This is a genomic window from Halomonas sp. ML-15, from assembly GCF_014779595.1.
GTDB lineage: Bacteria > Pseudomonadota > Gammaproteobacteria > Pseudomonadales > Halomonadaceae > Franzmannia.
In genome coordinates this window covers 99,105-117,421 of sequence record NZ_JACXZT010000010.1, presented here as the reverse complement: position 1 = coordinate 117,421, position 18,317 = coordinate 99,105, and the positions used below count along the sequence as shown (strand labels likewise).

Annotated in this window: 24 protein-coding genes; 12 read left to right on the top strand and 12 right to left on the bottom strand. The window is 60.4% G+C overall.

The window, feature by feature from the left end; translation table 11 throughout:
• Positions 1-63: 63 nt before the first annotated feature.
• The 4 genes from IEI94_RS07540 to IEI94_RS07525 are packed head-to-tail and all read left to right on the top strand — an operon-like array spanning position 64 to position 4,741.
• Positions 64-1,179 carry an aminoglycoside phosphotransferase family protein gene (locus tag IEI94_RS07540; RefSeq protein ID WP_191166697.1) on the top strand — a complete coding sequence of 372 codons (1,116 nt, stop codon included), beginning with the start codon at positions 64-66 and terminating at the stop codon, positions 1,177-1,179.
• Positions 1,179-2,405 (top strand): ABC transporter substrate-binding protein, encoded by a 1,227-nt coding sequence (locus tag IEI94_RS07535; RefSeq protein WP_191166696.1) that lies wholly within the window; start codon positions 1,179-1,181, stop codon positions 2,403-2,405. Before IEI94_RS07540 ends, IEI94_RS07535 begins: the two co-directional genes overlap by 1 nt.
• Before the next feature lie 15 nt (positions 2,406-2,420).
• Complete coding sequence (locus IEI94_RS07530; RefSeq protein ID WP_191166695.1) at positions 2,421-4,115, top strand: ABC transporter permease; 1,695 nt, start codon at positions 2,421-2,423, stop codon at positions 4,113-4,115.
• Entirely contained in the window at positions 4,112-4,741 is a 630-nt protein-coding gene (locus IEI94_RS07525) for an ATP-binding cassette domain-containing protein (protein WP_191166694.1), read from the top strand. The genes IEI94_RS07530 and IEI94_RS07525 overlap by 4 nt, the downstream gene beginning before the upstream one ends.
• A gap of 10 nt (positions 4,742-4,751) precedes the next feature.
• On the opposite strand, the gene IEI94_RS07520 is transcribed toward IEI94_RS07525, so the two are convergent.
• Both IEI94_RS07520 and merR read right to left on the bottom strand, forming a co-directional pair.
• Positions 4,752-5,522 carry a YiiX/YebB-like N1pC/P60 family cysteine hydrolase gene (locus IEI94_RS07520; RefSeq protein WP_224749995.1) on the bottom strand — a complete coding sequence of 257 codons (771 nt, stop codon included), beginning with the start codon at positions 5,520-5,522 and terminating at the stop codon, positions 4,752-4,754.
• 94 nt (positions 5,523-5,616) lie between these two features.
• Positions 5,617-6,027: an Hg(II)-responsive transcriptional regulator gene (merR, locus tag IEI94_RS07515; RefSeq protein WP_191166693.1), complete on the bottom strand. Its 411-nt coding sequence runs from the start codon at positions 6,025-6,027 to the stop codon at positions 5,617-5,619.
• A 106-nt stretch (positions 6,028-6,133) separates the two neighbouring features.
• Between merR and merF the strand changes: the two genes are divergently transcribed.
• The 3 genes from merF (at position 6,134) to IEI94_RS07500 (ending at position 7,996) form a co-directional block, all read left to right on the top strand.
• Positions 6,134-6,391, top strand: a complete 258-nt coding sequence (gene merF, locus IEI94_RS07510; protein WP_191166692.1) for a mercury resistance system transport protein MerF — start codon at positions 6,134-6,136, stop codon at positions 6,389-6,391.
• Complete coding sequence (merA, locus tag IEI94_RS07505) at positions 6,384-7,790, top strand: mercury(II) reductase (protein ID WP_191166691.1); 1,407 nt, start codon at positions 6,384-6,386, stop codon at positions 7,788-7,790. The genes merF and merA overlap by 8 nt, the downstream gene beginning before the upstream one ends.
• A gap of 68 nt (positions 7,791-7,858) precedes the next feature.
• Positions 7,859-7,996, top strand: a complete 138-nt coding sequence (locus tag IEI94_RS07500) for a hypothetical protein (RefSeq protein WP_191166938.1) — start codon at positions 7,859-7,861, stop codon at positions 7,994-7,996.
• Positions 7,997-8,011: 15 nt separating this feature from the next.
• Here the strand turns inward: IEI94_RS07500 and IEI94_RS07495 are convergent, their stop codons facing one another.
• Positions 8,012-8,509, bottom strand: a complete 498-nt coding sequence (locus IEI94_RS07495) for a DoxX family protein (protein ID WP_224749994.1) — start codon at positions 8,507-8,509, stop codon at positions 8,012-8,014.
• 135 nt (positions 8,510-8,644) lie between these two features.
• On the opposite strand from IEI94_RS07495, the gene IEI94_RS07490 reads away from it, so the two are divergent.
• Positions 8,645-9,349, top strand: coding sequence for a TIGR04283 family arsenosugar biosynthesis glycosyltransferase (locus tag IEI94_RS07490; protein ID WP_191166689.1), 705 nt, complete (start codon positions 8,645-8,647; stop codon positions 9,347-9,349).
• Positions 9,339-9,962, top strand: coding sequence for a TIGR04282 family arsenosugar biosynthesis glycosyltransferase (locus IEI94_RS07485; protein ID WP_191166688.1), 624 nt, complete (start codon positions 9,339-9,341; stop codon positions 9,960-9,962). The genes IEI94_RS07490 and IEI94_RS07485 overlap by 11 nt, the downstream gene beginning before the upstream one ends.
• A gap of 116 nt (positions 9,963-10,078) precedes the next feature.
• Here the strand turns inward: IEI94_RS07485 and IEI94_RS07480 are convergent, their stop codons facing one another.
• A complete protein-coding gene (locus IEI94_RS07480) occupies positions 10,079-10,447 on the bottom strand; it encodes a hypothetical protein (protein WP_191166687.1) in 369 nt (122 codons plus the stop codon).
• Between the two features lie 364 nt (positions 10,448-10,811).
• Positions 10,812-11,168: a hypothetical protein gene (locus IEI94_RS07475; RefSeq protein WP_191166686.1), complete on the bottom strand. Its 357-nt coding sequence runs from the start codon at positions 11,166-11,168 to the stop codon at positions 10,812-10,814.
• 254 nt (positions 11,169-11,422) lie between these two features.
• On the opposite strand from IEI94_RS07475, the gene IEI94_RS07470 reads away from it, so the two are divergent.
• On the top strand, positions 11,423-12,034 hold the full coding sequence (locus IEI94_RS07470; protein ID WP_318153374.1) for a sigma-70 family RNA polymerase sigma factor: 612 nt from the start codon (positions 11,423-11,425) through the stop codon (positions 12,032-12,034).
• Between the two features lie 42 nt (positions 12,035-12,076).
• Here IEI94_RS07470 and IEI94_RS07465 read toward each other — a convergent pair whose 3' ends face one another.
• The 4 genes from IEI94_RS07465 to IEI94_RS07450 all read right to left on the bottom strand — a co-directional run bounded on the left by IEI94_RS07465 (position 12,077) and on the right by IEI94_RS07450 (position 14,601).
• Complete coding sequence (locus IEI94_RS07465; protein ID WP_191166685.1) at positions 12,077-12,550, bottom strand: DUF302 domain-containing protein; 474 nt, start codon at positions 12,548-12,550, stop codon at positions 12,077-12,079.
• Positions 12,551-12,656: 106 nt separating this feature from the next.
• The gene (locus IEI94_RS07460; protein WP_191166684.1) at positions 12,657-13,208 is read right to left on the bottom strand and encodes a hypothetical protein; all 552 of its coding nucleotides are present in this window, start codon (positions 13,206-13,208) and stop codon (positions 12,657-12,659) included.
• Positions 13,205-14,245, bottom strand: a complete 1,041-nt coding sequence (locus IEI94_RS07455) for a DUF3179 domain-containing protein (protein ID WP_191166683.1) — start codon at positions 14,243-14,245, stop codon at positions 13,205-13,207. The genes IEI94_RS07460 and IEI94_RS07455 overlap by 4 nt, the downstream gene beginning before the upstream one ends.
• Positions 14,246-14,286: 41 nt before the next feature.
• Positions 14,287-14,601, bottom strand: coding sequence for an EthD family reductase (locus IEI94_RS07450; protein ID WP_191166682.1), 315 nt, complete (start codon positions 14,599-14,601; stop codon positions 14,287-14,289).
• 275 nt (positions 14,602-14,876) lie between these two features.
• Between IEI94_RS07450 and IEI94_RS07445 the strand changes: the two genes are divergently transcribed.
• Positions 14,877-15,467 carry a sigma-70 family RNA polymerase sigma factor gene (locus IEI94_RS07445; protein WP_224749993.1) on the top strand — a complete coding sequence of 197 codons (591 nt, stop codon included), beginning with the start codon at positions 14,877-14,879 and terminating at the stop codon, positions 15,465-15,467.
• Complete coding sequence (locus IEI94_RS07440) at positions 15,467-15,697, top strand: zf-HC2 domain-containing protein (RefSeq protein ID WP_224749992.1); 231 nt, start codon at positions 15,467-15,469, stop codon at positions 15,695-15,697. The genes IEI94_RS07445 and IEI94_RS07440 overlap by 1 nt, the downstream gene beginning before the upstream one ends.
• Before the next feature lie 103 nt (positions 15,698-15,800).
• On the opposite strand, the gene IEI94_RS07435 is transcribed toward IEI94_RS07440, so the two are convergent.
• The 3 genes from IEI94_RS07435 to IEI94_RS07425 all read right to left on the bottom strand — a co-directional run bounded on the left by IEI94_RS07435 (position 15,801) and on the right by IEI94_RS07425 (position 18,306).
• On the bottom strand, positions 15,801-17,117 hold the full coding sequence (locus tag IEI94_RS07435; RefSeq protein ID WP_224749991.1) for a DcaP family trimeric outer membrane transporter: 1,317 nt from the start codon (positions 17,115-17,117) through the stop codon (positions 15,801-15,803).
• 300 nt (positions 17,118-17,417) lie between these two features.
• Positions 17,418-17,777: a hypothetical protein gene (locus tag IEI94_RS07430; protein WP_191166681.1), complete on the bottom strand. Its 360-nt coding sequence runs from the start codon at positions 17,775-17,777 to the stop codon at positions 17,418-17,420.
• Between the two features lie 34 nt (positions 17,778-17,811).
• Entirely contained in the window at positions 17,812-18,306 is a 495-nt protein-coding gene (locus tag IEI94_RS07425; protein ID WP_191166680.1) for a DUF302 domain-containing protein, read from the bottom strand.
• Positions 18,307-18,317 lie beyond the last annotated feature (11 nt).

Here is an 18,317-nt window from a genome sequence, read left to right as displayed (position 1 = left end):
CTCGCTGCTGATTCTCGCCGTCGGCTGGCCGCTGCTGGCCCGGCAACCCGATGAGGCGCCGACATGTCCCTGATCTCCCTCGATGCCGTGCGCAGCGCCCTGGCCAACACGCCCTGGGCCGAGGCGCCGCTGCAGCCCCTGGAGGACAGCGGCCTGGCCCATTGGCATCTGCGGCTGGGCGATAGTGGCTGGCTGATGCGCATACCCAAGCAGAGCCAGATGGGGCTGGAAGCCGCCGCGCACCTCGTCTATGAAGCTGGCTGCTTTGCCCACGCCGCGCCCAGCGGCGTGACTCCGCCGCTGGCCGAACACCTTGCCCCCAGCCGCGACCTGCCCCGCGGCGCGCTGGTGGTCAAGGCCATCGAGGGGCGCCCCGCCGAGCTGCCCGGCGACCTGACGGCGCTGATGCGCAGCCTGGCGGCCATTCATCGTCTGGCGCTGCCCGAGGCGTCGGCCCGCACCCCGCTGCTGGCCCCCCACGACCCGCTGGCGGCGATGTTTCAAGAGATTCAGGCGCAGGCCGAGTATCTTGCCGAAGCCGGCCTGAGCGACGCCGCCGAGCAGGCCATCCGCGGCGAGCTGGCGACGTTCGCCGCGACGCTCGAGTCGCCGGCGCGCCCCGAACCGCGATTGATCACCTTCGACGCCCACCCCGGCAACTTCCTGGTCGATCGGCGTGGCAAGGCCTGGATGGTCGACCTGGAAAAGGCCCGCTACAGCTACCCCGGCTTCGACCTCGCCCATGCCACCCTCTACACCTCGACGACCTGGGACCTCAACAGCCATGCGGTACTCGACAGCGATGCTATCCTGGCCGCCTATGACGCCTGGGAGCAGGCCATGGGCGATGCCGGCCGCGCCTATCGCCCGTGGCACATGCCGCTGCGCCGCGCCATGTGGCTATGGTCGGTCACCTGGTGTGCCAAGTGGCAGGTCACGTCCGGGGCACCGCCGCTTGACGCCAGCCGCGGCCAGGACTGGTCGCGCCAGCTCAACAGCGGCACTCTCAACGCCCACGTGCAGGAGCGCGTGGCACACTATCTTTCGGCACCGGTGGTCGAGACCATGGCCGAGGAGTTTCACACCCTCGCCAGCGCCTTCGGTGACGACGCTCGCCGCTCCGCGTCTACCGCCGCCCAACCTGATAATCTCCGCCAGCCACAAGGAACGCCACGCTGATGTCACTGCCTCGCTTACGTCATGCCCTCGCCGCCGGCCTGCCCCTCGCCGCCCTGCTGGGCAGCCCCGCCCTGCTCGCCGATCCCGACCCCAGCGACTGGCAGGCCGTGGTCGAGGAGGCCCGCGGCCAGACCGTCTACTGGTACGCCTGGGCCGGCGAGGATCGCACCAACGAGTACATCCAGTGGACCGCCGACCAGGTCGCCGAGCGCTACGACATCGACCTGGTGCATGTAAAACTCAGCGACACCGCCGAGGCGGTATCGCGGGTGCTCGCCGAGAAGCAGGCCGGCAACGATGAGCGCGGCAACGTCGACATGATCTGGATCAACGGCGAGAACTTCGCCACCATGAAGACCAACGATCTGCTGTTCGGCCCCTGGGCTGAGCAGCTGCCCCACTATCCGCTGACCGATCCCGACAACACCCCGGCGGTGCGCTACGATTGGACCATCCCGGTGGACGGGCTAGAGTCACCCTGGAGTAGCTCCCAGGTGGTCTTCTACTACGATACCGCGCTGGTCGACACTCATCCGCGCTCGATGCCCGAGCTGCTGGCGTGGGCCCAGGAGAACCCCGGCGAATTCACCTATGCCCGCGTCCCCAACTTCCTCGGCAATGCCTTTATCACCCAGGCGCTGCTGGAGCTGGCCGACGACACCGAGATCCTCTACGAACCCATGCAGGAGGAGGACTTCGAGGAGGTCACGGCCCCGCTGTGGACCTTCCTGGACGAGCTGCACCCACTGCTGTGGCGCAGCGGCCGCGCCTTCCCCAGCAATAGCTCGGAGCTGCGCCGCCTGATGGGCGACGGCGAAATCAGCATCGGCCTCTCCTTCAGCACCACCGAGGCCTCCGGCGCCATCGCCAACTTCGAGCTGCCCGACAGCGTGCGCAGCTATGTGCACGACGACGGCATGATCGGCAACATGAGCTTCATGGCGATCCCCTATAACGCCCAGCACAAGGCCGGCGCCATGGTAGTGGCCAACTATCTGCTGAGCCCCGAGGCCCAGGCCCACAAGCAGGACCCGGTGGTATGGGGCAGCAACACGGTGCTCTCGCTGGAGACCCTCGAGCCCGCCGATCGCGCGCTGTTCGACGATATCGACCTGGGCATCGCCACCCTGGCCCCGGATGAGCTCGGCGAGGTCTTGGGTCAGCCCCACCCGAGCTGGGTCGATGCCCTGGCGGAGGCCTGGCAAGCGCGCTATGTCGGCCGCTGATCGACTGACCGCGTGATGCTGAGACTCGCCCCTTGGCTGATCACTGCCCTGCTGGTGGGGCCGATCCTGGCCGGGCTGGCCATGGCCACCCTGCCCGCCTTCGGCTACCTGCCGGCCCTCGGCGGCCACAGCCTGAGCCTCGATCCCTGGCGCGACCTGTTCGCCCAGCCCGGCCTGGCACGCTCGGTGGCGATCAGCTTCAGCAGCGGTATCGCCACCACGGCGCTGTCGCTGACAGTGGTGCTGCTGTTCCTGGCCGGCGCCTCGGGCAGCCGGCTGGACCGCTGGATACGGCGCATGATTTCGCCGCTGCTGTCGATCCCCCACGCCGCGGCGGCCTTCGGCCTGGCTTTTCTGATCGCCCCCTCGGGGCTGATCTCACGGGCACTCTCGCCGGGCTTGACCGGCTGGGAGCGACCGCCGGATCTGCTGATCGTCCAGGACCCCTGGGGGCTGTCGCTGATGGCCGGGCTGGTGATCAAGGAGATCCCCTTCCTGCTGCTGATGAGCCTGGCCGCCCTGCACCAGATCGATGCCGAGCGTCGCGTGGCCCTGGCCCGCTCGCTGGGCTACCGGCCCACCATCGCCTGGCTCAAGGTGGTGCTGCCGTCGCTCTATCCGCTGATCCGGCTGCCGGTGTTCGCGGTCATTGCCTACGCCTCATCGGTGGTCGACGTGGCGATGATCCTCGGCCCGACGCTGCCGCCTACCCTGGCGGTATCGATCCTCGGCTGGTTCAACGACCCGGACCTGTCACGCCGCTTCATGGCTTCGGCGGGCGCCCTGCTGCAGTTGGGGGTAACCCTGGCGGCACTGGCCAGCTGGTGGGGGCTGGAGTGCCTGGTGCGACGGCTGGGCCGGGGCTGGGTGGCGGGCGGCCAGCGCCAGCGCGGCGAGCGCCGTCTGCGCATCATCGGCAAGACGTTGATCCTGCTCGCCGCGATCACCGCCCTGGTCGGCATCGCCGGCCTGGCGCTCAACTCCCTGGCCGGTTTCTGGCGCTTCCCCGACGCCCTGCCCCAGACCTTCACGCTGCAGCACTGGCAGCGCGCGCTGCCGTCACTGGGCGGTCCGGTCGCCGCCACCCTGATCATCGCCGGCGCGGCGACGCTACTTGCCACGGCGCTGGTGCTGGCCGCCCTGGAGAACGAACAGCGCAGCGGGTGCCAGCCGGCCCAGGGCCAACTAGCCTCGGCGCTGACCCTGCTCTATCTGCCGCTGATCGTGCCGCAGATCGCCTTCCTGTTCGGCCTGGTGGTGGTCATGGAAGCCCTCGGCACGCGCCCCACCCGCTGGCTGGTGATCTTCGGTCATCTGCTGTTCGTGCTGCCCTATGTGTTCCTGTCGCTGTCGGAGGCCTACCGGCGCTTCGATCCGCGATGGTCGCGGGTCGCGCTGACCCTGGGCAGCACACCCAACGGCGCCTTCTGGCGGGTACGCCTGCCGATGCTGCTGGCACCGCTACTGACGGCCATGGCGGTAGGACTGGCGGTTAGCATCGGTCAGTTCCTGCCGACTCTGCTGCTGGGCGCCGGACGCGTGACCACCGTCACCACCGAAGCCGTGGCCCTGGCCGCCGGCGGCAACCGCCGCCTGATCGGCGTCTGGGCGCTGGTCCAGGCCAGCCTGCCGCTGCTGGGTTTCATCATCGCCGTGGGCCTGCCGCGGCTACTCTGGTCCAACCGCCGCGGAATGCGAGGAACGCCATGACTGCTCCCTGCCTCGAATTCAACCAGGTGCATATCGCCCTGCAGGGTCGGACGCTACTCGCGCTCGATGCCCGGGTCGCTCCCGGCGAGGTGCTCACGGTGATGGGCCCGTCAGGCTCGGGCAAGTCGACCCTGCTGGCCTATGCCGCCGGCTTCCTGGCCCCCGCCTTCCACGCCTCGGGCCAGGTCCTGCTGGGCGGCCAGGACATCACCGCGCTGCCGGCGGAGCGGCGCGGCATCGGCCTGCTGTTCCAGGATCCGCTGCTGTTCCCGCATCTCTCGGTCGCCGGCAACCTGCGCTTCGGCCTGCCGCGGGGGACCCAAGACAAGTCGGCCAGGGTCGCGGCCGCGCTGGCCGATATCGGCCTGGCCGGCTTCGGCGACCGCGACCCGGCCACCCTCTCCGGCGGCCAGCAGTCGCGGGTGGCGCTGATGCGCCTGCTGCTCTCGGCGCCCAAGGCGGTACTGCTCGACGAGCCTTTCTCCAAGCTCGACACCACCCTGCGCCACGAGATGCGCCAGCTGGTATTCGGCCGCTTGCGTGACGCCGGCCTGCCGAGCCTGCTGGTGACCCACGACCACGCCGACGCCGAAGATGCCGGCGGCCGAGTGATCGAATTGTCGTGAAACCATGCGCTCAGGACGGCGGCAGTGCAGTGGGCAGCTCGCGCCAGACGAGACGATGGGGATCAAAACCAGCCTGGAGTGCTGGCTTGATGATCTGAAAATAGGGAGAGAGATCAAAATCCCGGGGCGTGAACAGGGTATGGTGCCGTCGGTGTAGCACGCCTCCCCACCTCTCCTGTCGCGATGTCTCGACGCGCTCGCGGATAGGCAATATCGGATATTGCACCGACTGGAAGGTCTGAGCGATCAAGGTCGAGCAGATCGCCCGGGTGGGGTCTCCACTCCCCAATGCCAGCATTCGCCGACGCCAAGGCACTGGCACGGGTGGCAAGGGCATCAAGTAGCGAGCCAGATCGAGGATATTGCGCAGATCATAGCGATATCCCACCCGCTGGCAGGCAAATTCGACTAACGCCTTTATCTCGTGAGCATCCAGGCCGACGGGACGACATATCCGTAGCGGGACATCGATAAATTCATCCCGCCCCACAAGGCGTACGCCCTCGGCCAGATCCGCCTCGACAAAGCAGTCCTGCGCTAGTCCTCCCGCTTTCAGTGCCGCGTCACTGCCGACGAATAGCGCCGCATGTGACCAGGAGGATTGCGTTAGGTACTTGATCACCGTGCTCAACCGAGAGGAGCCTTCCACCAGCAAGACATCCCCCGGCTGCAGACAGTCCAACACCTCGGGTTCGATCTGCGATAGAGATCGATGCCAGGGCCGTGGTTGGGCAAGCCAGCAGCTCAAACTGTAACCGCAACGTTCTAGCATCGTGGACATCAGCGCCTCCTCGAACCACTGCTCTAGGCTGCTGGTCCAGTTTTGTCGCCATAATGGCCGGCTGCCTTACAGGGGCATGTAAGTTAGCCCCTTGCTAGAGACCGCGATGCAATGACGCAATCAGCGGGCAGCTGACATTGCCTTGCTGGGCGTGGCATCGGTCGACCAGCTCGCTCAATACCCCCTCGATGCGTTGCAACCTCGCGATTTTGTCTCGCACGACTTGCCGTTTGTGTTCGGCAAGCTGGCTCGCTTCCCAACAGTGGGTGCCATCATCCAACCGCAGCAGATCGTCGATCTCGTCGAGACTGAAGCCTAGCTCCTTGGCACTTTTCACGAACGTCAAACGGCCGAGATCAGCAGAACCATAGCGTCGAATCCCCCCGTGGGGACGCTCGGGCTCAGGCAACAAGCCGCGGCGCTGGTAATAGCGAATCGTCTCGACATGTACATTTGCCGCCTTGGCCAGTCCGCCGATGGTCAGCGTGTTTGATGCCTTGTGCATACGCCTTGACTCCGTATCCAACTACGGAAGTAACCTTATCTCGTACAACAAGACCATGAAAGGCGAAGCGGCATGGCGGCCTCAACGCCCGGGATCAGGAGTGACCATGAAGAATCCCAAGACCCTACTGCACGTAGGCCTGATAGGCAGCGTCCTGGTGGCACTGTGCTGCGTTACACCGATCATTGCGATTCTGCTCACCACCTTGGGGTTGGCGGCCCTGATTGGCCATCTGGACCTCGTGCTGCTGCCTGCCCTGGCCTTCTTCATCGGCCTGACCCTGTATGCGCTATGGCGCAAGAAGCAATGCGCCACCTGCAATGACAACGCCACGTCCCAAACAAGGAATCCCCCTCATGCGTGATGACAAACCCCTGCATATCGCAGTCATCGGCAGCGGCGGCGCGGCCATGGCGGCCGCCTTGAAGGCGGCCGAGCGCGGTGCCAAGGTCACCCTGATCGAACGCGGTACTCTCGGCGGCACCTGCGTCAACACCGGCTGCGTGCCCTCGAAGATCATGATCAACGCCGCACATATTGCGCATCTCCGCAGGGAGAGTCCCTTCGACGAGGGGGTGAGTGCCCAAGCACCGGTGGTAGATCGGGCGAGACTGCTTCAGCAACAGCAGGCGCTCGTGGAGGAACTGCGTGACACCAAGTACGCAGGAATACTGCGCGACCACCCTGCCATTACGGTCCTCAACGGGGAAGCCAGATTTGTCGATTCCCACAGCCTGACGGTCACGTTGAATGAGGGCGGCGAGCAGACGGTCCGCTTCGATCGCGCCTTCATCGGCACCGGCGGCCGCCCGGCACTGCCTCAGATCCCCGGCCTGGTTGACACCCCGTACTTGACCTCCACCAGCGCCCTGGCACTCGACACCCTTCCCAAGCGGTTGATCATCATCGGCGCCTCGGTGGTGGCTCTGGAACTGGCCCAGGCCTTCGCCCGGCTCGGCAGCCGGGTGAGTCTGCTAGCCCGCAACCGAGTGCTGTCCCAGCAAGACCCGGCAGTGGGAGAGGCAGTGGAGGAGGCGTTTCGTCGCGAGGGCATCGAGGTATTGACCCAGACCCGGGTCAGCCACGTGGACCACAGGAACAATGAGTTCATTCTAGACACCGGTGCCGGCAACCTGCGCGCGGACCAACTGCTGGTGGCTACCGGACGCACACCCAATACCGAGACGCTGAACCTGGCAAATATCGGCGTCAGAACCACACGAGGCGCGATTCTGGTCGATGAGCAGCTTCAAACCAGCGTCCCCGGCCTCTATGCTGCCGGTGACTGTACCGATCAACCGCAGTTCGTCTATGTCGCCGCCGCCGGGGGCAGCCGGGCCGCTGTCAACATGACCGGCGGCGCAGTCTCTCTGGACCTTAGCGCAATGCCGGCGGTGATCTTCACCGATCCCCAGGTGGCTACCGTCGGCCTGATGGAAGCCGAGGCTATCGAGCAAGGCTTCAGCGTGGAGACCCGCGTGCTCGACCTAGAGAAGGTGCCGCGTGCACTGGTCAACTTCGACACCGGAGGATTCATCAAGATGGTGGCAGAGCAGGACTCGGGACGCTTGCTGGGCGTACAGGCAGTAGCCAGGGAAGCCGGTGAGCTGATTCAGACCGCGGTGATGGCGCTACGCGCCCACCTGACAATAGAAGAGATCGGCGATGAACTGTTTCCCTACCTGACCATCGTGGAGGGGCTCAAGCTTTGCGCACAGACTTTCACCAAAGACGTGACGCAACTCTCCTGCTGTGCCGGATAATATGCGCTTGACCGACAGGCAGCACCAAGGTCGCAAAATACCCTCAAGTTCCTCGCAAGGAGTCAATCATGATGGGCATGACCGCCGAAAACTGCATGATGATGGACGCCATGGGCTGGATGATGCCCATCGTCGGCATCGCGCTCTTGGCATTGCTCGGATTGAGCATCGCCAGCCTGATAAGGTACCTGTTCGGCGGGCAATGATTCGGCGCCAAGCTTTCACTGCCCGCAGCGACGGCTGGCTTTCCAACTGACGGGAGCCGGCGTTTTCTTGGCATCCAGCGCCAACTGGTCTTGATCCACAAATGCCATTACCACCAGGCTACCAGCAAAAATGATCAGCGAAGGGTAGAACAGCGCATTGGTCCCCTCCAGGAACCAGCCCCAAGGATCGATCACTGAGGCAACGACCGCCACCAGCGATACGCCATTGATCAGCAGCTGGACAGGATATACCCAGCGCCTGGCCAGCCCGACGACGATCAGCAGGCCCACTGCCATCTGGGCAACTCCGGCAATCGGCAACCAGGTCTCCGCCGCAAGCAGGCCGAAATAGAAGTTCTCGGCAATGGCCATGCTGTGATCGATATTGACGACCTTGTTGACACCCCACACCAGAAGCAATCCCCCCAGCGACACCCGTAGCAATAATAAACTCAACCTTTTGGCCATATCGCCTCCCGACCTTTCGTCAACTGATACCCGAATTTCCCTCATTCGTGAGAGAATGTCCTTTTGGTGAGCCGGATACAGGATTCCTTACAGGTGACAGGCATATCCGTCTGTCGAGTTTTTTTCGGCTGGCGTGTAAGTATCCCTTCGTCACGACGACTCGGGGTGATGACAAAGCCCATGCCCTATTCCACATCTCCATCGCCCTGCTGCTCCATTGGCCTGATAATGCCAGTGCTCGATGAAGCTGGCGGCCTTGACCAGCAGCTGTCGGACCTGAAGCATTCGGATATCGATGAGATCGTCATCGTGGATGGCGGCAGTCGCGATAACACCCGGTCCATCGCCCGGCGTTGGGAGGTAATGATCATCAGCAGTCCTCCTGGGCGTGCCCGGCAGATGAATCAAGGTGCAGCATTAGTCAACGCCGACTGCCTGCTTTTCCTGCATGCGGATACTCGCCTGCCCCGAGACGCCACGAAGGTCATACGTGAAGCATTCGCCGCAGGACGCTGCTGGGGCCGCTTCGATGTGCGCATCGAGGGCCGCCACCCATTGTTGCCAATCATTGCCACCGCCATGAACTGGCGCTCAAGACTCACCGGCATCGCCACCGGCGACCAGGCCATATTCATGAGCCGCGAGGCGTTTATCGGCGCCGGCGGCTTCCCTGAACAGCCGCTGATGGAGGATATCGAGATGTCGCGGCGTTTGAAGAAGCGCTCGGCGCCGGCCTGCCTAACGTCTCGAGTGACGACCAGCGGACGACGCTGGGAAAAGCATGGGGTGTGGCGCACCATGGTCTTGATGTGGCGGCTGCGTTACCGCTACTGGCGCGGCGAGTCACCGGAAAGCCTGGCCCAGGCGTACCACCATGCCCGCTGACGCCCCCTTGGCGATTCTCGCCAAGGCCCCCATACCCGGCCTGGCGAAAACACGCTTGATCCCGGCATTGGGTGACGCCGGAGCCGCCCGTCTCCACGAGCGGCTGCTACGCCATACGCTTAGGGTGGCGCTCGACACCACATCAGCGGCATCCATCACGCTATGGACGGCGCTGGATCATGACCACCCCGTGTTCAGGGAAATGGCCGAACACCATGGCATTTTGCTCCGCCCCCAGCCTGAGGGCACCCTAGGGGTGCGTATCCACCAGGCATTCCACGACATGCCTGAACCAGGACTGCTGGTGGGTACCGACTGCCCCGTGCTGACCCCTGCGCTTCTGGCTCGCTGCCATCATGCGTTGAGCCTGGCGGACGTGGTGATGCTGCCTGCCGAAGATGGCGGCTATGGACTGATCGGGGTTCGCCATGTCGACCCACGGCTGTTCGATGGCATCGCTTGGGGAACGGGGTCAGTCATGGACGAGACACGTCAGCGAATTGCCGCACTGGGCTGGCAGCTCGACTGCCCCGCCACGGTATGGGACGTCGACCGCCCCGAGGACCTGCCAAGGCTTGCGGCGATATATCCAGGAATGGTCGACGACGCTTGATGCCCAGGGGAGCAAGCGCTTGGGCTATCCCATGCCCATAACACATCGGGCCACCCCGTCGGGTGGCCCGATTAGCCATGTACAGGCTGGAAGTCGTAGTGTTCTCATTATTCAACTCAGCCCCGCGTTCCCTGCCTCGGCCTGTCGACTCTTGGCCCACCGTACTCGGGGCTGGAAGCCTGTTGAGCAGACAACTGAGGTCCCTCAAACTTGACCCGCTCACGGTGGATCCCTTCCCGGGTGCCACCCAGCATTGGACTGCCCACCTCCAAGCTGATGCGATAGTCCATATGATCGCCGGATTGAGCGGCCTGCTCATCAATGGGTACACGAAACTCATGAGTACCCTCCCGCGTACCGCCCAACAGGGGACTACCCACTTCGAAGCGAACCTGCGTCAACTCCGCGGCAGTGGTCTGAGAGGCCATACCCAGGGTCAAGATACCTGCAATGAGCGTGGTCGTGATCAGTGTAGTGCGTTTCATGGTGCTTCTCCTTTTATCTACTTTGTCATCATCGGGATCGCATATCTCGCGTCCTTTTTACTTAGTAGATAAGCGGCCACCATTATTACACCAACCCCTGCAATAACTTATAATTTTTTCACCAACCACCGTTATAAAAGTTCTACTTAGAACGGTTACTCCGACACCTTACATGCAAAGCGAAGAACATCATCTTAAGCGGCTACAGCTATCCTCTCACTGACCACTATTAATACGAGCCCCGGACAGATAGCCTTCGGTGGAGTCGCTGCAACGTGCCATGCAAACGGGCCACCCTATGGAGTGGCCCGTACTGGACTTGCCGTGCTGAAAGATATCCGTTTGCGCGCTCTAACAGTCGTCCTCAGCCCGTTGTGCCTTGCCGAGGAGTATCGACCCGGGGGCCTGCATACTCAGGCTGACCCGCCTGGTGAGGCGTGACCTGCTGGACCTCGACCTTGACCCGCTGACGGTTGCTGCCTTCGCGAGTGCCGCCGACTGCCGGACTGCCGACGTCGACCACAGTACGATATTCGGCTTGGCGATCTTGCGGCGTTATGTCCACGCTTTTTTGATGCGTTCCTTCTCGGGTACCGCCCAACATGGGACTACCAACTTCGAAGCGAGTCTGTGTTACTTCCGCGGCAGTGGCCTGAGAGGCCATACCCAGGGTCAAGATACCAGCGATAAGCGTAGTGGTGATGAGCATAGTATGTTTCATGATGTTTCTCCTTTGCCTACATTGTCATGGTCAAGATCACGTATCGAGTGTTCTTGTGATTTAGTAGCCAAGCCGGCTCTTTCATTACGTCGATCTTAAAAAAAATCCTATGAGTTTTTGAAATAAACACTTCGCAAAAAATTCTTTTACAGCACTGTAATGTTTTTCCCTGGCAGCCGACCGAGTGTTGGTGGGCGTAGCAAAAATGAAGCTGCCGCGCCGCTCCATACCACTGACGATGGAATATTGATGCAATGACGGATAAGAGATCTTCAGAAAGCGACGGCCAACCACCACCCCCTAGCCGTATGCAACGGCTGACGGCGGTCAGGCCCAGGCTACTCTCCTATGCACGCCTTCATCTGAGGGACAACGCCTGGGCGGAGGATGCCGTCCAGGATGCGCTGATGGCCGCTATTGAGAAGGACGCCAGCTTCGCCGGTCGCTCCGGGTATGAAACTTGGGTCTTCGGCATTCTCAAGTACAAGATTCTTGACGTGATGCGCTACCAGAAGCGCCAAGGGCACTTTCAGCCACTGCTGGACGATAGTAACGACGATACCATCGACCAGCAGTTTCAGCAGAATGGACGCTGGCAGGAGAGTGCCCGCCCGGCCAGTTGGGGAGAACCGGACCAGATATTCGAGAACGAGCATTTCTGGCAGGTATTCGATGCCTGCATGGTCACGCTGCCGGACAGTACGGCCCGGGTCTTCTCCATGCGGGAACTGATGGGGCTATCTACCGAGGAGATCTGCGGGGTACTCGAGATCAAAGAAAACAACTGCTGGGTCATTCTGCATCGTGCCCGACTTAAGCTGCGGGCCTGCCTTCAGCAGGGCTGGCTCAAAGAGGGAGCCGCGTGAGGGGCGAAGCCCGCCCCCCAAGATCAAGTGCGGCAGCGGCCCTCAGTCACCAAGCGCTTCGCTGGCCACTTCCGAGAGCACACTGGCAACATTGTCCAACGGCAGCTCGCACTCATCGAGGCCGTGGCGCTCGGCCAGATAGTGCGGGTCATTCCACTCGATATGCACCTGATCGCCGTCCTGGCGAATCACCATCTTCTGCGGCAGGTCCAGTGCCACACTGCCCTGACACTGCATCATCGGCGTGCCGACCTCAGGATTGCCGAACATGAACAGGCGGGTCTCGGATAGATCGAGCTCGACATTGGCCGCATTGGCGGCGTGATCGACCATCTGAACCAAGGTGAGATCGCGATCATCGAGCGCCTGACGCAGGCGCGACTCCACATCGTCGATATTGGCACTGCCGCTGAGTCGTTCAATGCCCTGGGGAGCGGCATCATCGGCGTGAAGCGAGCCAGCGGCCATCAGCCCGGCGGTTAGTGCAGTGATCAGTGACGCGTAATAGCGGCTCATTCCTCTACCTCCATGTGCGTTGGAGCGACCTGCTGAGCACAGGCCACTGCTCTGTGATGGCTTGCCAAGGGTGAAGTTCAGTTCACTTGAACTCGCTTGGCCAGGTTCACGCCCCCTCTCTGGTCAGTCGATGCAAGCTGAACCAGAGCCCCGCTGTCAGTATCAGCAGTGCCACAGGCATCAGTAACGGCGCCACCCCTGCCACAATGCCAGCAATCGGTAGCCCCACCCAGATCAGAATCAGTGGAGCACAGCAGGCACCACCGGCAAGCAAGGCCGGCAACAGCGCCACCCAACCGCTACTGGCGCTACCCAACCCACACTGCCGTGGACGCATTCTAAGCCACCACCCAGCCACGATATTCACCCCCACCAGCAGCCCAATGATGGCGGCCAGCAGGGTGTTGAGCGGACTGAAGGTCCAGACCAGTGCGCCGAAGGATATCAAGCCCACTGGCTCGAATTGAAACGGGCCTCTCATCTGGAGGGCTCTTTCCCAGGCGGGAAAGGCGGTGCTCCACCCGCCCCTCCCTCCACCGGCAATATCGCCGGTCAGCCACAGGTAGAGCAGCGTATACAGGACCATGATCCCACTGATAGCCAGCAGTGTGCCCGGTCGAGATAGCATCCTGACCAACACCCGAGCCATCGCTTTCATGGCTGCTCCTGCTTCTCATGGAGATAAGTGTCGGGATAGAAGGCCGCCCAGGCAAACCACATCGCTTCGAATCCGTTCACCGCTTCAAGCGAGGCAATACCTGGGCCGCTTACGCCTTCGGCAGTGAAGTCGAGCTCCGCAGGCTGGATATCGACATGCTCAGGATTATAGAAAGCCCAGCCGGTATCCAGCCCCGGGTCATGAATCACGGTGTAGCGACGCTCTCCCAGGGTCAGGTCGACAACACCCTCATCCCGCAGTGCCTGCTGGGTAATCGCCAAGGCTCCTTCGGGGCTTCTCACGCCGAACACCACAGTCTTGGGGGGAAATCGATCATCGCGCTGCATGACCGGAAACAGACGTCGACTGTCGGGGGCATAGTAGCCGCTGGGCGGGTCATAGCTACCATAGGGATCGCGCCGGTAATTGCGAACATAGCCTGTGTCTTCTGTTAGCACCTCCGTCTCGGGATGGCGTTCCTGCCACGCTCCCCAGGTCGTCCAGAAGACGCGAAACTCCTCGAGACCTTGATCAACCATGGGACCATCGATCGCCACACCCAGAATCTGGGGCCATTCACTGTCGGTAGCGCGGTCGTACATGATCAGATTACTGTTGACCAGTTTCCCGGAAACGCCAAACTCGGTTTCGCCGCGCTTGAACCCCAGCGCCGTCCCTGTCAGCGGGCAGTAAGTGATGCTGAGCGAGTCCCCGCCTACCTCGTCGTTGACAATCTCGTGCCAGACAAGGATTCGCTGAGGATAGGCCCTGGCCTGGCCACGGTGGTAAACACCGATGACCTTGTCGCCTTCACTTAGCGTCGCCTGGCTAGCGGATACAAAGCGTGGGCGATCAATGGAAGGAATCCCATCCTTTCCCGGTCCGCCCGAGCGTATTGCCTCCTGGAATTCCTCGATAGAGTACGCAACCGGCACCTGAGGCGGGTCTTGGCTAGGGGGTGATGCTTGGGCTGGCAGCATCGACGCCAAGCCCAGGGAAACACTCAGTGTTGAGTAGCGCAGTATGTGCAGTGCCATGGTGAACTCCTGTCTATCGGCCACTGATTGTCGCGATTACCTCAGCTCACCTGCTGCTCGCAGACGACATAGCTGACCTGAACTAAGGGCTCCACATCGGTGAATCGAGGGATATCTTCGAAGAGGGTGGCGCCGATCGCTTCGATTGCGGATTCGAAGCTCTCGAGCGAGTCAAGGCCTAGGCAGGTCACCGCGTGATAGGGAGACATGGCATCAGTGCCTCTGGCAATGCGGATGTAGTTCAATCCATACCCCTGCAGTAAGCGTGTGACCAGATCAGCGTGCTCCTTGAGGTAATACGCCACATCGAAGCGCATCCCATCACGGTTGGGGTACATAACCAGTACTTCGAGCATCATCATGATCCTTCTGTGACATTTCTCTATCCCTACCGATAGCGGTGTAGGGCCACCTTGGTCTCTCTCTACTTGGTAGAGATACACCAGCTTTCATTACAGTGGATTGGCTGTCCGGGCCAGCACCTCAGGGAAAATGAACTTGCACGGCCGTGTAAGGAAATCTCATATCTGCCGACAAAGCCGTGTGAATACGAAATGACAATATCCCCTCAATGAATGCACTCATCACGCCAGCTCACTCTCCGGGAGCAGGCCTCAACAGGTAAGATCCCATGCAACAGATCACGACGGAGGGCAACCAGGAGCGAATGCAGCGACTGGTTGCGGTCAGGCCTCGGCTGATCTCCTTTGCTCGGCTACAGCTTCGCGACCTGGCTCGAGCCGAGGATGCCGTACAGGAAGCAATCGAAGCAGCCATCGAGAAAGACGATACGTTTGCCGGTCGATCAGGTTACGAAACCTGGGTGTTTGGTATTCTCAAATACAAGATCCTGGACTCACTGAGAGCTCAGAGACGCGAAGGCTGGTGGCAACCGCTTGATGAAGAACTCGATGAGGCGGCTATAGATCGCCAATTTCAGAAAAATGGCCGTTGGGACCAGGAAGCCAGGCCCTCTGACTGGGGAGACCCTGAAACGACACTGCACAGTGAGCGCTTCTGGAAAATCTTTGATCTTTGCATGACCGCTCTTCCTGATACCGCAGCGCGTGTCTTTTCGTTACGAGAACTAATGGGCCTATCAACAGAGGATATCTGTCGAGAAACAGGCCTGAAGCAGAATAATTGCTGGGTAATACTGCATCGTGCCAGGTTACGCCTACGTGCATGTATCGAACGCGACTGGCTCGCGGAGGAAGCGTGATGTTCAAAATGATGATGTGTAAAGAAGCAACCCACCTGATGTCAAAGAGACTCGATGTCCCACTGACATTTCAGGAAAAACTATCACTCAAGGTTCACCTTGCCATGTGCAGCTATTGCACTCAATGCAATCAGCAGTTTAGCCTTCTTCATGAAACCGGAAAACAGTATGAAAAACTGATTGAACGAGACATTGTTACATTGTCATCTGGAAGCGGCGATAGTCGTTGAAAATCAGACCGTTGATTATTGATCGGCGCACCATGGAGACGTAATTTTCGCATAGAGCGCCGATTTTCAACTTACATTGCTGTCACTTACTAGAGCCATGAGCTCAGAAGCTGTACTGCGCCGAGAACTGCAAGCGAGTATTATCCTCTGACTCATGATTCTGCAACTCCTTCCTTCCATGGGAAACTTCAAACCCAAGCGTAACCGGTTCCGTCACTTGATAGAAGTGACTGAAGTGTACGCTCTCCAGCTTCCGGGTAGACGTCGGGAAAAGTTCCCCTGGTCGGTCTCCTCTGACCTGGCCATATGACAGGCTAGAGCTAAACTTATCCGTCCACTGTTGGGCTACAGCTGCGTTAAAACCATAGGCCTCAATGGTTTCTAGGGAACCGTTGTCATTGACGAAAGCCGCTCCAATCCCGGTCGTTCCGTCATCTGAACCATCTGCCGTGTAGAGGTACCGCCCGACACCGTCTCCATAAATGGCGCCAGCCATCAAGGTAGTGTCGGTTCCCACCCCGATATTCCCAGCCAGCATCAGGCCATATCCTGTCGCAGAATCATTGGCTATGCCGTCATCCACTTTGAGCCTTCGGACCAACGCCGCCGTCTCAATTCCTGCATTCGCACCATTCCATTGATAGCGGGCAGTCAGGTCTGGAGCACTATCACGCGAGCCGGAAAAGCCCGTGGCTTCAGCATTTTCGGCCGAGAACGACAGCGCGCTATCTCCCAGTGGCAGCGTGTAGCGAAGCTGAGCCTGGCGAATGAAGCTCACTCCTACCGGACCATCGAAATCGACCGTGCTAGGATAAGCAGTGAACTGCATGAAGTTGCTCCAGGTCTGGCCTGCCAAAAGTCCATTCCACTCACCATAGGCGTGCCTGAGGCGAAAGCCCCGTGAGTTGGAGAAAACTTCATTTCCGCCACCACCGAAGAAATCGCCTTCCAGATGAGTCGTAACCGGTCCAGATTCTGTCGGCGTCGAACTCTTTATGAACAGACGTGACTGACGGGCATGAGCGCGAAATGAACCATTGCTTGCCCCGTCAGAGATATCGATACTTTCGACAAAAAGGCTATCTCCCAAGTCCTGATCGAGGTCATAGATTGCATCGAACTTGATATAGCCACCAACCTCTATGGATGTATTGGTTCCCGGCACCTTAAAGCTGCCCGGTGTATCTCCTGCCGTGACCACATTCGAAGCTAGCTCCTCCCGGGCTTCAGCCTCGTGCTGCTGTGCTTGCGCCTGTTCACTCTCGAGCCGCTCAATTTGTTGTTGCATCTCCTGCATCTGGGCACGCAGCTGATCGATATCAGCATCCTGTGCCATTGCGGGTGAATTCATTCCCGCAAACAGCAAGGCAGCGATACCGGCTGAGGCAGGGAGATGCATATTGTTGTGTTGCATATTCATGGTTTTCCCCTTTCTCTCCAATCGTGGCTTATTACCACTCTATAGAGTCTGAGAAAGGGAAGGTTTCTTACATTATTAGCGGAAATTTAACAGAGCGTTTTCATCGATATTTATTCTTGAAATGCAGCACACTCTCCGCAAATACTCCCCAACAAGCGGGGACCAGTAGGCAGTGGAATATTTCCAGTGACAACTGAAAACCATGACCATCATCAATAGACGAGGCGCTTCGGGACTGCACTCAATGATAGCGCTGGGTATTGTATTAGATATCTAACCGCGACACTTTATCATCCGATTTCACGCAAACAGCAGGTCTCCGTAGCTCCAGATCAGGGTGCCGACGACGATAGCGAAATAGCAGGCAAAAGGCACGGCGCGCCAGAAGCGAATGATGATGCGCGCCATCCGGGTCGAGACGCCCTCTGTCGTCTCACTTAGGGATAGATATTGGCAGGACATCAGGTGCTTTCGATGGTATTCAACGCCCACCGAGAAGAGCACCATCAAAGCACCTGATCGCTGGAACCAGTGTCCATCTCCGGTCACTAGACTGATATAGAACGAGACCAACGTGGGCAGTAATGCCAGCCCCATCAAGCCAGCTTCGATAAGAGTATCCCTGGGGGCAGGAAGCCGTTGCTTAGAGCCGGTAGCCATCTTGCTATCTCCTCAGACACGTTGTGGTGCCCTTCTATCGGGTAGCGACTTCAACCCGGCGCGCAATAGCGGCAAAGATGCTATCGAGTTCCTGACCGATCTCATCCAACCCAGCTCCGGCATCCTCCACATAAGAGGCCAGAATGTGGCTGGGGATCTTCCATGCCAGAGTGGCACTGCCATCCCGCTCTTCGGTCACATAAAAGCGCATTGGTGCCTCGATCATCGCCGGCACGCTGAGCCGTAGAGTACGCACGGCAAAGTCATTGCGAAAAACGCCCACCACCCGATTACCTGGAATCGACTCTCCACGGCGAGCGGCTGCCTCGGTCGGGCCCACGTCGGTGACAACGAACATGCCCTCGGCCTCGACGGCTTGGCGAAGGGCAGTCAGTAGTTCATCGTAAGTAACGGAGGTGGCGAATACCTGCCACCCCTTCTCTGGCCAACGGGTGTCAGCCATGACGGGAGCTGCTAATAACAGTAACAGCAACAGCAACGACGCCCACTGTTTCTTCACAATCACCATGCCTCCTCGAC